General features: G+C 35.3%; 9 protein-coding genes. 8 read left to right on the forward strand and 1 reads right to left on the reverse strand.

Going from position 1 to position 14,736, the window contains the following annotated elements; translation table 11 throughout:
* Positions 1-65 precede the first annotated feature (65 nt).
* Complete coding sequence (locus AB3G36_RS00425) at positions 66-401, reverse strand: hypothetical protein (protein WP_367754917.1); 336 nt, start codon at positions 399-401, stop codon at positions 66-68.
* Between the two features lie 295 nt (positions 402-696).
* On the opposite strand from AB3G36_RS00425, the gene AB3G36_RS00430 reads away from it, so the two are divergent.
* From AB3G36_RS00430 to AB3G36_RS00465, 8 genes are all read left to right on the forward strand, one after another.
* The gene (locus AB3G36_RS00430) at positions 697-7,110 is read left to right on the forward strand and encodes a choice-of-anchor D domain-containing protein (protein WP_367754919.1); all 6,414 of its coding nucleotides are present in this window, start codon (positions 697-699) and stop codon (positions 7,108-7,110) included.
* 270 nt (positions 7,111-7,380) lie between these two features.
* Positions 7,381-7,557: a DUF5522 domain-containing protein gene (locus AB3G36_RS00435; RefSeq protein ID WP_367754921.1), complete on the forward strand. Its 177-nt coding sequence runs from the start codon at positions 7,381-7,383 to the stop codon at positions 7,555-7,557.
* Positions 7,558-7,782: 225 nt separating this feature from the next.
* Positions 7,783-9,765 carry a urocanate hydratase gene (locus tag AB3G36_RS00440; protein WP_367754923.1) on the forward strand — a complete coding sequence of 661 codons (1,983 nt, stop codon included), beginning with the start codon at positions 7,783-7,785 and terminating at the stop codon, positions 9,763-9,765.
* Positions 9,766-9,814: 49 nt separating this feature from the next.
* Positions 9,815-10,342, forward strand: coding sequence for a DUF4136 domain-containing protein (locus AB3G36_RS00445; protein ID WP_367754925.1), 528 nt, complete (start codon positions 9,815-9,817; stop codon positions 10,340-10,342).
* Positions 10,343-10,407: 65 nt separating this feature from the next.
* A complete protein-coding gene (locus AB3G36_RS00450; RefSeq protein WP_367754926.1) occupies positions 10,408-10,815 on the forward strand; it encodes a group III truncated hemoglobin in 408 nt (135 codons plus the stop codon).
* A 6-nt stretch (positions 10,816-10,821) separates the two neighbouring features.
* Entirely contained in the window at positions 10,822-11,952 is a 1,131-nt protein-coding gene (locus AB3G36_RS00455) for an esterase-like activity of phytase family protein (protein WP_367754927.1), read from the forward strand.
* Positions 11,953-12,521: 569 nt separating this feature from the next.
* Positions 12,522-13,094 (forward strand): helix-turn-helix domain-containing protein, encoded by a 573-nt coding sequence (locus tag AB3G36_RS00460; protein ID WP_367754928.1) that lies wholly within the window; start codon positions 12,522-12,524, stop codon positions 13,092-13,094.
* Between the two features lie 106 nt (positions 13,095-13,200).
* Positions 13,201-14,679, forward strand: a complete 1,479-nt coding sequence (locus tag AB3G36_RS00465; protein WP_367754929.1) for a serine hydrolase — start codon at positions 13,201-13,203, stop codon at positions 14,677-14,679.
* Positions 14,680-14,736 lie beyond the last annotated feature (57 nt).

Below are 14,736 nucleotides of genomic sequence, written 5' to 3' on the forward strand. Positions count from 1 at the left end.
TTGTAAAATGTAAAAACAAAACAAAAAAGATGTTTAGTTATATCTTTAAAATAGAAGTATCAAACTCAGTTGATGAATAAATATTTTGTGAATTCAAAAAAGGATCTGTTTTTTAAATAATTCAAATCCGATTCATTAGCATAAGCTTCTCTTTCAAAACTAATATTCCTATAGGCCAAATTTCGATTCTTAAATTGAATCAAACGAACCAAATATTCCAAAAAATAACATATAAAAAAAGGAAGTATTAATAATTCTTTTTGTTGTCTCAAATGTATTTTTTCGTGATTGATAAAAACAAGATTTTCTTTATCAACATGGTATTTTATAAAAATAAAAGGAAATGCGGTTAATCCGGAAAATCCTTTGGGTATTAAATATTTTGTAACTACTAGATACATTCGCTTTCAATTAAAAAATAAGAGTTATACAGATTGCAAAATAATCAAAATTTTATAAAACTAAACTTTAAAAAAAACGTAAATGAAATTAGAATTCAATTACAAATTATCAATTTTAAAAAAAACAAACCATGTTATAAAATAAATCAATAAACAAATAAAAAAATATTTTACATTTGCAAATTATTTTTTTATCCAGATATTAATATAACAAATTAATTGACAGAATGATATAAAATAACAAAGGCTTTATATTTTAAATAAATACCACACTACTTTAATCCACTTTTGTTACATGAATAGAAAATTACTTTTGTCAAATAATATATTTTTTACATTATTTATTATACTGCTTAGTCTATCTGGATTTTCTCAAGCAACCCAGACTTACAATACAGCAGGAACCTACACGTTTACTGTCCCTGCTGGAGTTACTAGTATCAATATTGAAGCATGGGGAGCTGGTGGAGCTGGAGGTGGAGCAACTGGCAACAATTGTTCAGCTGGTGGTGGCTCTGGTGGTGCTTATGCCAGAAGAAATACCTATACAGTAACACCTGGTTCAAACTATACTGTAATTGTGGGTAGTGGTGGTATTGGCAGTAGGAACAACGGAACATCCGGCGGATCATCCTCGCTAAGTACTGGAGGAGCAACTATATTATTAGCAGTAGGAGGAAATGGTGCAAATGCAATAGGCATGAATAACTCATACACTATAGGTGCAACTGCTGTCAACACAGGCAACAGTGGTTTTACAGGAACCCTTAATTATTATGGAGGAAAAGGTGGAGACGGAATTACCACAAATGGTTATGCTGGTGGTGGTGGTGGTGGATCAAGTGCAGGTAGCGGTTCTAATGGAAACGCAGGAGTCAATCAAACTGGTGGAGCTGCAGTAACTGCTGGAGCTAAAGGAGCCGATGGATCTATAGATAGTGGAGACGGTGCTTTTGGTTTTTCTCCTGGTGGTGGTGGTGCAGGAGCAGTTGCATTAACAAATACAGATCGCTCTGGTGGTGGTGGTGGTAGCGGCCAAGTCATTATTTCTTGGACATGCCCTATTTTTACTTTGACTGGTACTAATATCGCTACTCCTTCATGTTCTAACTATGTAGCAAATATAAACGTGACGTCTACAGCAGCTGGACTACCAATAGGTACTTATACAGTAACTTACAATTTTTCTGGGGCAAATACCGCTTCTGGAAATACAGCAACTATGAACGTAACCACTGCTGGTACTGGGACTTTTACAAGCAGCACCCTAGCAAACTCAGGCTCTACAACTATAACTATAATACGATTAGCAACAGGAACCTGTAATAATACTATTTCTGCCTCTAACACTGCTACAGTAACAGTTGCAGCTACACCTACTATAACTTCTACAACACCTAACTCAAGAACAGGTACAGGTACAGTTCCGTTAAGTGCAACTGCATCTGCAGGAACCATTTCTTGGTTTTCTGGATCAATTGGAGGGACAGCTTTAGCCACTGGAAATAGTTATACTACTCCATCTATTAGCACAACGACAACTTATTACATACAGTCCACAAATGGATCTTGTACTTCGAGTCCTAGAGTAGCAATTACGGCTACTATAAACAATCCAGAAATTGCAGTTTCAGGAAATGGTATCAATATTGCAGACGATAGTACTACACCAAGTACTACTAATTTCACAAACCTTGGTAGTTCTAACGTTCTTATTGGGTTAACTCGTACGTACACTATAAACAACCTAGGAGCTGCCACCTTAAATTTAGGTAGCATTACAATAAGTGGAGCCAATGCATCCGAATTTGTAGCGACAAACCCTCCTACAACAATAGCTCCTCAATCAAGTGCTACATTCAGTATAACTTTTACACCTACGGCTATAGGATTTCGTAATGCTACTCTATCATTTACAAACAATGATTCTGATGAGAATCCTTTTAACTTTAATATCTCTGGTACTGGAGATAATGGAGTTACCCCCGAAATCAACCTTCAAGGAAATGGTAATAATATAAGTGATGGAGCTTCTTCTTCAACTACAAATAATAATACTGATTTTGGAGGTGGACTGATAGGAACACCAATTGTAAAAACTTTCACTATTCAAAATACTGGAACAGGTCCTTTACTCCTCACGGGAAGTCCAACAATATCTTTAACAGGAGATAATGCATTTTCGGTTACAAGTCAACCGACTAGCAATTCTATAGCACCTGGTGCTAGTTTAACTTTTCAAGTTACTTTTAATTCGGCAATAACTGGAAACTTCTTAGCAATTATTACTATAAACAATAATGATAATGACGAAAGCAACTATGACTTTGTGATTACAGCAGGTGCTACGGTTGTGGGTAGAGAAATTGACATTCAAGGTAATGATGTTTCAATTGTATCTGGGGACACTACTCCTAGCCCATTAGATCAAACTGATTTTGGTATTACAGATTTAACAACAAAAATTTCAATTCCTTTTCAAGTTTATAATTACGGAAACTCAACCTTAACTTTAACTAGCACAGTATCAATAAGTGGCACTGGAGCTTCTTCATTTACAGCAACAAATTTACCCAATTCATTATCAGCTCCTCCATCCACAAATACAACAAGTTTTGTAGTCACTTACAACCCTGCAGTGCAAGGAATTGGAATAAGAAATGCTACTATCACAGTTACAAATAACGATAATGTTGGTACCCCTAGCGAAACATCGTATAGTTTTGCAATACAAGCTGAATCCAAAGCAATAAATACTATTACAATAGCACCAGGAGGTATAACTTCAAATTTAAAATTTTGGTTAAAGGCAGACAGTAACATTGGAAAAATTATAGACGGAGCTCCATTATCTAATTGGATTGAGGAAACTTCATCAAGTACAAAAAATGCAATAGCAAAACTTGGGACAGAGCCTAAATTTAACCATAGTATAAACAAAAATGTTAACTTCAACCCTGTAATTTACTTTAATGGTGCCAATTCGATGGCAGGGGGTCAAGGTTTCAACAATCTTGATATGTACATAGTGGTTAAACCAAATGCAACAATAAATTCTCAATCAAATGCAAATGATATTTATTGTGGTGATGATGTAATCAACAACAAGCCTAGCCAAGATGTAACTGGTTTCGAAATGGGAAACACTTCCTCTAGATTTCTAAATGAAATTCTAGCATATAATCAAGCAAGTAGTTCTACTTATGGAGTAGGTGAACTTAGCACTACAAAATCTTACACGGGAGCAAACATTTTCAATCCTAGTGGCAATGGAACTCGTATGGGAATTTATAACAATGGTACTTTACTATCTACAACTGAAGCAAATACAGGTACTTATAAAAACATAGTAAACTCAAGATATTGGCTAGGAGCAAGTGAAACCTTTGGACCTAGTTATGAAGGAGATATCCTTGAAATCATCAACTACAATACTAGTAATAATGCAACCGATAGAAGAAGAATAGAGACCTATTTAGCAATAAAATATGGAATTACTTTGGGGAATAATGGAACCAGTTTGAATTATTATAACTCTGCCTCTACAAATACTGCTTCATCAATCTATGACGAAAATGCAGGATTCAATTACAATATTGCCGGTATAGGCCGTGATGATAAATCTGCATTAAAACAAAGACAATCCAAAACTGAAAACACCTCTGATGATATTACCATAGGACTTGGAGGCATCTATGATAAAAACACAGATAATCCAAATAATTTTGTCAATGATAAAGAGTTTTTAGTTTGGGGAAGTGATAATGGAACACTACTTGCTCAACCAGCTGTTGTTGTAAACATAAGTTCTGGAATAACACCAGCTCTTACCACTGATGTTGATTATATCACTATTGGGCGAACTTGGAGAGTAAAAGAAACTGGTGGTAACATTCCTTCTTGCAAGGTTTCGATACCTTCTACTCTTCTTACCTCGACAATTACTCCTCCGGGGGATTTCTTAATGTTTATATCCACTACACCTCAATTTAATGCAATATCAGAATATAGAGTGATGCGCGTCAACGGATCAAAACTAGAAACTGACTATGATTTTGATGGAACTAAGTATATCACTTTTGGTTATGCTCCAGAGCGCACCTACGAAAGGGCTATTGATTTTAATGGAGTAAGTGATTATTTAGATGCTGGTAAAGTTTTAGACTTAAATTCTTCTTTTACAGTATCAGCATGGATGAAAACCAACGGCTCAAATCAAACTATACTTTCCAAAAGAAACAGCCCCTATACAGCAGGATATGATTTGAGTATTAATGTAGCGGGAAAAGTTGAAATGAGTTGGTTTAATGGAACTAAACAAACCATAACTTCTTCGATAATTATGCCTTTAAAAAAATGGCATAACATATGTATAGTTTATGATAATACTACCTCTACAGCTAAATTATACGTAGATGGGTTTGAAGATGCAAGCAAGACATTAAGTAAGGTGCCAGCTAATCCAACACAATCATTTTTAATTGCTGCCGCAGACGGAACAAATCCAACTTCATTCTTCAACGGAACAATTGATGAGGTACGCGTTTGGAGTGTTCCTCTTACCGTAAATCAATTGCGTTACGTAATGAATCAAGAAATACTAAGTAATGGAATAGCAACTAATGGTAAAATAATTCCCAATACTATTTCATCAAATGAAATTAGTAGTATTCCATGGTCAAATTTAAGTGCTTATTACCCTATGTCTACCTATACATTTACTAATGCTAAAGATATTTCAAACAACAATTATACGGCTGCCTTACGAAATTTAACAACAGTAAATTTACAAACAGCACCTTTACCTTATGAATCATTAACAAATGGTTTATGGCAAACTCCTGAGACATGGAAAAACAATTCAGTCCAAGACATTCCATATAGTTTATCAATCGTAGATGACACTGAAACTATCAATTGGAATATTGTAAAAATGACTCACAATATCACTTCTCAAGGAAACAAAACTGTATTAGGGTTATATGTAGGTGTAGGAACAGGAAGTACTTTAACTGCAACAACAACTGGTGGATTACAAACAGATGGAACTAAAATAGAAGTTTCCCATTATCTAAAATTAGACGGTAAAATTGATTTAGTAGGACGCTCACAACTCGTACAAAAATTAGGAAGTGATTTAGATGTTACAAGTTCTGGTTCAATTGAAAGAGACCAACAAGGACAGGCTAATAAATACAATTATAATTATTGGAGTTCCCCTGTAGGAACCATTAACAATACAGCTAATAATACCCCTTTTACTGTAGGAACAATACTAAAGGATGGAACTAATCCAGCTTCACTCGCAGCTATCAATTGGGTTGGAGGGTATGATGGAGCTCCAACAACGCCAATTAGTTTAGCGCGTTATTGGATTTACAAATTTGATAACTTAGCCAATGACTATTATAATTGGAATCAACTTTTTGAAACAGGTACTTTACAAGCTGGTAAAGGATTTACGCTAAAAGGAAGTGGAGCTGCAACAGCTACCCAAAACCTGACCTTCGTGGGAAAACCAAATAATGGAACCATTACAAATACAGTTGGAGCCGATCAATTATTACTTACCGGTAATCCATACCCATCGGCATTAGATGCAAATAAGTTTATAAATGATAATATAGGATCTATTGAAACCTCAACATCCAATCCCGCTATTGATGGTGCACTCTATTTCTGGGAGCATTATGCAACCAATGTTAGTCATAATTTAGGAAGTTATCAAGGCGGTTATGGAATCCGAAATTTATCGGGCGGTGTTGCACCAAGTTCAGTAGGCGTTAATTTTATTAGTGGTTCCGGAGCAACAAGCAAAGCTGCTCCAAATCAATTTATCCCTGTGGGCCAAGCTTTCTTTATTAATGGTAAAATAGGGTCTGGTGGTAACGTAATATACAAGAACAGCCAAAGAGATTTTCATAAAGAGGATGAAATAGGAGTTTCACAAACCACTTATAAAATTCCTGAAAACCAAAAAGGATATGAAGCCCATTGGACTGATAACAGCAATGCTACGCTTGAAAAAGACAATTACAAAAGAGTACGATTAGGGTATAATTATTATAACCAAAATTTCCATAGACAAGTATTGTTAGCATTTATGGATGAAAAAGCAAATAGTGAGATTAACGATGGGTACGATGCTCTGAACATTGACGACTCTCCTAGTGATATGTATCTATTAAATAAAGAAAATGAATTAGCAATTGAGGGTGAAGGCTATTTTGATACTAATGCATCATATCCAATTGGTATACGAAACGAAGTTGCCGGGAAAATTTCTTTTAATATAGACTCTTTAGAAAATTTTGACGAAAGTCAAAATGTATATATTTTTGACAAGGAAACGAATACTTACAATTCTATAAAGAATACAATGTATGAAGTTGAACTTCCCGAAGGTACCTTTAATGACCGCTTTGTTCTCCATTTTAGTTCTATGACATCCAAAACATTAGGAACTACAGACTTTAATTTAAAAAATGGTATAAAAGTAATCGTCAATAATGGAGTAACTGTACAATCAGACACAGCACTTATAAAAACCATTTTGGTATATGACTTATTAGGAAGAAAAATTGATAGCTACAAAAAAGTGAATGCCGCAATTCAACTCTTAAATCACCTAAACAAAACAAATTCGGGTTTGATACTCAGGATAACATTAGATAATGATGAAGTCATTTCAAAGAAAATAATTTATTAATTTTTAAAAAGCCACTTCTAAAGTGGCTTTTTTTATAGCTCTAAAATCTACAATCTTTATATAAAAAGCGGTAGTGGTTAAATAAAAAAGCAAAAATCTACCTAAAATGAGCGTTCATCATTATTAATTATTTAGCACTAAGAGAATACAATCATTATAAAATGTATAAATTTGTATTACTAAAATAGTTTCTTTTAAAGAAAAACTCAATCGTTTGAGTTCTCCATGTAATTAGAGATTTAAAATACATTTCAACAGAATACGACTAAAATGATTAACCCAAATAAGAATACTGAATTAATTGAAGGGGAAGATTTTTATTATACTCCCGAAGGTTATAAATGTTTCACTGAAAAACACCACTTAAAAAGAGGCTACTGCTGTAAAAGTGGTTGTCGTCATTGTCCCTACGGATTTGATAAAAAAACGGGAACTATTAAAAAGTAAGCAGTGTTCAATGCTCAATCACCAATTCAACTCAACAAAATAAATGGATATTTGCTCTCAAAAATTTAGGATTACCATCTACAAATCCTATCACAGATCGGATATTCGTTATCCATAGTCACTTTTTTTAAAAAGAAAATATGCTAATTTAAAATTATAGTAATCTAATTTTATCAATTATCACTTTTTTCAATCTTTAAATTTTTCAATCTTTAAATTAAAAAAATGACTTTTCAAGAACAAATCCAACAAGGAATACCTACCCTATTACCACAACCTAAACCGTATGAGGCAAATATAAATCACGCTCCAAAGCGAAAAGAAATACTTTCAGCAGAAGAAAAAAAATTAGCGCTTCGCAATGCCCTACGTTATTTTGATACCAAACATCATGCGGAACTAATCACTGAATTCAAAGCAGAATTAGAAACCTACGGACGCATATACATGTACCGTTTGCGCCCTGATTATGAAATGCGTGCGCGTCCCATCAATGAATATCCTGGAAAATGCGAACAAGCCAAAGCCATAATGTTAATGATTCAGAACAATCTGGATTATGCCGTAGCGCAGCATCCCCATGAATTAATTACTTATGGTGGTAACGGAGCCGTTTTTCAAAACTGGGCACAGTACCTTTTGACCATGAAATACCTGTCGGAAATGACAGAAAACCAGACTTTAACCATGTATTCTGGGCATCCTATGGGTTTATTCCCTTCACATGCAGCAGCTCCAAGAGTGGTGGTGACAAATGGTATGGTAATCCCTAATTATTCTCAACCAGATGATTGGGAAAAGATGAATGCTTTAGGTGTATCGCAATACGGCCAAATGACCGCTGGAAGTTATATGTACATTGGTCCGCAAGGAATTGTACATGGAACGACAATTACAGTTTTGAATGGTTTTAGAAAAATAAAAAAAACGCCAGAAGGCGGCTTATTTGTAACCTCTGGATTAGGCGGAATGAGTGGCGCTCAACCCAAGGCAGGAAATATTGCAGGTTGCATCACCGTATGTGCCGAGGTCAACCCAAAAATCACGCACATCCGTCACAGTCAAGGTTGGATTAACGAAGTCATCGAAGATTTGGATGAATTGGTAAGCAGGGTCGCTTTGGCGAAAGCCAATAAAGAAGTGGTCTCTATTGCCTACCTAGGAAATGTGGTGGATGTATGGGAAAAATTTGACCAAGAAAACATCCATATTGATTTAGGAAGTGATCAAACATCATTACACAATCCTTGGGCTGGTGGCTACTACCCTATTGGAATCACGTTTGAAGAAGCGAATGATATGATGGCTAATAATCCTGATTTATTCAAGGAAAAAGTACAAGAAACGTTACGTCGACATACGACTGCTATTAATAAACATACCGCCAAAGGAACTTATTTCTTTGATTATGGAAATGCTTTTTTACTAGAAGCGTCCCGCGCAGGTGCGGATATTATGGCTGAGAATCACATTGATTTTAGGTATCCTAGTTATGTACAAGACATCATGGGGCCTATGTGTTTTGATTATGGTTTTGGTCCATTCCGTTGGGTTTGTGCTTCAGGAAAACCAGAAGATTTACAAAAAACAGATGATATTGCTTGCGCTGTGCTGGAAGAAATGGCCAAAACGGCACCTATTGAAATTCAGCAACAAATGCAGGATAATATCAAATGGATCAAAGGGGCTCAAGCCAATAAACTCGTGGTGGGTTCACAAGCTAGAATTCTTTATGCCGATGCCGAAGGTCGTGTAAAAATCGCCGAAGCTTTTAATCAGGCTATAGCCAAAGGTTCAATTGGAACTGTAGTACTAGGAAGAGATCATCATGATGTTTCGGGAACGGATTCGCCGTATAGAGAAACCTCCAATATTTATGACGGATCTCGTTTTACTGCTGATATGGCCATCCAAAACGTAATTGGAGACAGTTTTCGAGGTGCTACTTGGGTATCTATTCACAATGGTGGTGGCGTAGGCTGGGGAGAGGTAATTAACGGTGGTTTTGGTATGGTTCTTGATGGTTCTAAAGAAGCTTCAAGACGCTTAGCCTCAATGCTTTTCTGGGATGTCAATAACGGAATATCAAGAAGAAGTTGGGCGCGTAATGAAGGGGCTATTTTTGCAATAAAAAGGGCTATGGAAACGCAACCTTTATTAAAAGTGACCATCCCTAATATAGTTGACGATAGTTTATTGGATTTTTAAAAATTTGATCGTAACTTTAGTAAACCCATATTAATCAAATAATCATACCATGAAAGCAATAAAACTTCTTCCCGTACTTTTTCTTTTCGTTTTGGGCGCTTGTAGCTCTATCAGAGTCAATTCTGATTATGATAAAAATGTAGATTTTAGTCAATTTAAAACTTATGCTTTTCAAAAAAGCGGAATTGATAGAGTACAGGTTTCTGAATTGGATAAAAAAAGAATACTTCGTGCCATTGATGCGGAACTCAGCAAAAAAGGAATGACTAAAAGTGAAAATCCAGATTTGCTAATCAATATTCTGACTAAGGAAAGAGAAAAACTAGACGTTAACCAGTACAATGCAGGTTGGGGTTATGGCTGGGGTTACGGTTGGAATCCTTACTTATGGGGAGGACGTACCTATGTTACCTCTTCTACTGAAGGAACATTATACATCGACTTAATTGATGCCAAGAAAAAAGAATTGGTTTGGGAAGGTGAAGGCGTGGGTTATTTAACTGAAAATAGAGACAAAAAAGAAAGTCAAATCAATGAGTTTGTTGCTAAAATTTTAGCACAATTCCCACCAAAATAACAATAGCTTAAACCGTATATACTAGAAATGGCCTACCTTTGTGTAGGCTTTTTTTATACCCAATTATGACCATACAAACCGACATAACTACCCTAGACGATATTAAATTACTGGTAGATACCTTTTACGCTAAAGTGCAAAAAGACGATTTCATAGGTCCCATTTTCAATCAAAAAATAGGCAACCGCTGGCCTGAACATTTGGAAAAAATGTACCGCTTTTGGCAAACTATTTTACTAGAAGTACACACCTATTCCGGAAGTCCTTTTCCTCCGCACAAACATTTACCAGTAGACAAAGTCCATTTTGACCGCTGGATGGAAATTTTCATTACCACAGTAGACTCCTTATTTACAGGAACTATTGCTGAGGAAGCTAAACTACGCGCCAAAAACATGGCTGAGATGTTCAATTATAAGATTAATTATTTTAGAGATGCTGGACAAAAAGGAGATCTTTTAAATTCTAAATAACACTTCATGCGCAAATTATTATTTTTAGCTTTTTTACAACTTGCTTTTATATCCTGTTCGATTGTAAAACCTACAGAAACAGCACACGCCAGCCCAACCTTACACTTCATCAACACCATTGAAATACCTTACAATCTAGAATTTAAAAATACAGTTGTAGGCGGTTTATCCAGTATTGATTATGATGCCAAAAATAATTTGTATTATTTCATTTCTGACGATAGATCCATTTATAATGATGCCCGTTTTTATACTGCCAAAATTCATTTGGATTCAGATACCATCAAAAATATTGCTTTCGAGAATGTGGTTACTTTAAAAAATAAAGCTGGCGCCAAATACAGTAATTGGGAGACAAAACCATCTCAATCTATCGATCCCGAAGAAATGCGTTACAACCCCAAAACGAATTCAGTAGTTTGGAGTAGCGAAGGGGTTCGAGTGATTGCCAAAGATTTTGTGGTCTTGCAAAATCCTTCGTTGCAAACAGCCTACTTAAACGGAAATTTCGTCAACGAATTTAGTTTGCCCACCAACCTCAACATGCAAAAAAAGGAAAAAGGACCTCGTAGCAATGGTGTTCTCGAAGGCATAACCTTCAACAAAGACTACAGCAAAGTGTACACAAATGTAGAAGAACCGCTGTACGAAGACGACACCGAAGCTACAACTACTAAAGGCGGAATGATTCGTCTCTTTGAATTTGATACAAAATCGAGAAAAAACACGGCGCAATACGGTTACCTTCTCGATCCAATTGCACATGAACCCAACCCACATACTGGCTTTGCCGTAAACGGAATTTCCTCGATACAATATTATGGTAAAAACCAACTCTTGATTGTGGAGCGCTCTTACTCTACTGGAAAACAAGCCTGCACGATAAAAGTGTATTTATGTGATTTTACCAAAGCGACCAATGTAAAAGATATCGCTTCCTTGCAAAATCAAGGCATTCAACTGGCTTCCAAAAAACTGATCTTGAACATGGACGATTTAGGGATTTTTACAGATAACATTGAAGGGATTACCTTTGGACCAAAACTAGCCAATGGCAAGCAATCCTTACTTTTTGTATCCGATAATAATTTCTCTGACAAACAGAAAACACAGATATTGCTTTTTGAAGTGGAGTAAAAAGAGAACTTTTTTTAAATTTAGAAATTCGTGGCAGAAGTGTTGCGGATTTTTTTTCTTCTTTTTTAAAAAGGCTTAGCTATAAAAAGGCTTATTCAGAAATAAATTATATTTTTGGAATTGAAAGATGCTAAATACAATTTCGTGTCAAAGCCCTAATAAGATTGATTTAGCAAATCTTGTTTCCCCCGCTCCAGCACGAATCCTTTCTTGTGGCTCGTCATAATAAAAGATAAACTTCATATAAATACACATTGTTTCTGGATGTGATTTACTTCCTCTTTTCGCTAACGCTCGAATCTCCTTCGTCGGAATGAAAAAGAATATAGAATTTGTTTGTAAAAGAGTTTTAGTGTGATTGCGTCGTTCCTCGCAATGACTGTAAGCATGACAAACTACATCCAAAAACTCCATATTAAATAGAAGTCGTTTTTGAAAAAAGATTTAAAATAATGTATTCTTACCCTTTTTCAGAAATAAATTATATTTTTATAAAATTGAAAAAAGCGAAGAACCCTTTTGTGTCAAAACCCAAAATGGATTGAATTACAGCAATTTTAATTAAACGTATGTCAAAACTAAAAAGCATAAGAGAATTACAAAATCTAACTCAGGAAGAATTAGCGAAACAATCTGGGGTTTCGGTAAGAACTATTCAGCGAATTGAAACAGGAAAAGAGCCCAAAGGATATACGTTACGAATTTTGGCAAAAGCATTAGCTGTAGCAGAAAGCCAATTGCAAACACAAGAAATGGAAGCAGCAAACACTACTGTTATTGAAGAAAAAGAAAAAATAGAAGAAGCAATTTTGATTAATTATTCCACCCTAAAATTAATCAACCTTTCCTCCATTCCATTTATAATACTTCCCCCATTTAATATCATCGTTCCCCTTATTTTGATGATTACAATGAAACAAAAAAACACATTCACTAAACAACTCATTTCCGTTCAAATACTTTGGACCATACTAGCCCCTATTGTATTTATGTTAGGTATTTTTTTAAAGCTTGGACGTCAGTTCACATTAATCCTTATGATACTCATCGCTTTGTCTAATGTTTTTATCATCCTTAGAAATGCTTTAGAAATAGACCGGAATAAAAAACTTCATTACAAGCTGAAATTTAGCCTATTGTAAAAGCTGTCATGTTGTTGTCGGGTTATTGTCGGGTGAATTTTTTGTGTGTAAAAGATACTTTCCTAAACTTTGCCAAAGTATAATTTTAGCAAAATCCAACAGTATCATGACAAAAAAAATACTTTTCAGCTTCCTACTTCTAATCACTATTTGCGCCAACAGCAATGCGCAGGTTGATAAAAATTCAGCACTTTATAAAACAATCCTATCCAAAGATAGTTTGCTGTTCAATGTTGGTTTTAACACTTGCGACATCAAACAATTTGAAATTTTGCTGAGCGACAACCTAAAATTTTATCACGACAAAGACGGGATTTCTGATAAAACAAAATTTCTTTACGACTTAAAAAATGGCCTATGTAAAAGTCCAGAAACACGACAAGTAAAACGGATTTTAGTTAAAGAAAGCACCAAAATTTTTCCGCTGTATAGAAATGGAGTGCTTTACGGAGCCGTTCATAATGGCGAACATCTATTTTATGAAGAACGAGAAAGCCAACCTGGAATTGCGAAGTTCTCTAACGTTTGGCAATTGGAAAATGGAGAATGGAAATTGACTACTTCATTTAGTTTCGATCATCAAGCTTACGACAATAATAAAAAAGAAACTCCAATTTTTGATACTGATATTGAAATTGAAAAATGGTTGATACAAAATAAGGTTCCTACACTTGGGTTGGGCATTATTGAAAATGGAGCGCTGAAACAAGTAAAAGTCTATGGAGAAATCACGAAAGGCGTTGCAGCTCCTTACAATACCATTTTTAATGTGGCTTCCTTAACCAAACCAGTGACTACCATCGTCGCGTTGAAATTAGTTAGTTTAGGCAAATGGAATTTAGACGAGCCTCTTTACAAATACTGGACTGATCCAGATATTGCCAACGACCCACGCAATAAAAAACTAACTACAAGGCTAATCCTAAGCCACCAAACTGGTTTCGCTAATTGGCGTTGGATGAATGACGATAAGAAGCTCCACTTTCAATTTGACCCTGGAACAAAATACCAATATTCTGGAGAAGGAATGGAATATTTAAGAAAAGCACTAGAAAAGAAGTTTCATAAATCATTGCAACAGTTAGCGGACGAACTTATTTTTCAACCGCTAAAAATGACTGATACCAGATATGTTTGGGATAAAAATGTGGATGTATCAAGAATGGCGATTGGTTATGACAAAGATGGAAAGCCCTACGAAACCATAAAAAACAATACACCCAATGCGGCAGATGACTTACTGACGACTATTGAGGATTATGGGAAGTTTCTAGTGAGTGTATTAAACAGTGAGGGATTAACAGACGAAGTCTTTAAAGAAATGACCTCAAACCAAGTCGCAAGTTCAAAGGGAAAACATTTTGGTTTGGGATTTGAAATTTATGATTTGGGTAATGACGAATATGCCTTATCTCATGGCGGTTCTGACAATGGAGTACAAACTCTCGTGTTCCTTTTACCCAAAACAAAGCAAGGAATTATAATTTTCACCAATTCGGACACAGGCGCAAACGTATATGAAAGTTTGCTAAAACATTATTTAGGAACCAATGGACAAAAAATTGTGGACATTGAAACGAAATAAGAACACACGAATTGAAGCACTTTGTCATTGCGAAGAATGAAGCAATCTCATCCAGCG

The sequence above is a fragment of the Flavobacterium sp. WC2430 genome, assembly GCF_040822075.1.
Taxonomy (GTDB): Bacteria; Bacteroidota; Bacteroidia; order Flavobacteriales; family Flavobacteriaceae; genus Flavobacterium.

Coding starts and splice junctions, on each gene's coding strand:
- AB3G36_RS00440 (WP_367754923.1), top strand. CDS start 7,783: ATGACTTTTCAAGAACAAATCCAACAAGGAATACCTACCCTATTACCA.
- AB3G36_RS00425 (WP_367754917.1), bottom strand. CDS start 401: ATGTATCTAGTAGTTACAAAATATTTAATACCCAAAGGATTTTCCGGA.
- AB3G36_RS00430 (WP_367754919.1), top strand. CDS start 697: ATGAATAGAAAATTACTTTTGTCAAATAATATATTTTTTACATTATTT.
- AB3G36_RS00460 (WP_367754928.1), top strand. CDS start 12,522: ATGTCAAAACTAAAAAGCATAAGAGAATTACAAAATCTAACTCAGGAA.
- AB3G36_RS00450 (WP_367754926.1), top strand. CDS start 10,408: ATGACCATACAAACCGACATAACTACCCTAGACGATATTAAATTACTG.
- AB3G36_RS00445 (WP_367754925.1), top strand. CDS start 9,815: ATGAAAGCAATAAAACTTCTTCCCGTACTTTTTCTTTTCGTTTTGGGC.
- AB3G36_RS00455 (WP_367754927.1), top strand. CDS start 10,822: ATGCGCAAATTATTATTTTTAGCTTTTTTACAACTTGCTTTTATATCC.
- AB3G36_RS00435 (WP_367754921.1), top strand. CDS start 7,381: ATGATTAACCCAAATAAGAATACTGAATTAATTGAAGGGGAAGATTTT.
- AB3G36_RS00465 (WP_367754929.1), top strand. CDS start 13,201: ATGACAAAAAAAATACTTTTCAGCTTCCTACTTCTAATCACTATTTGC.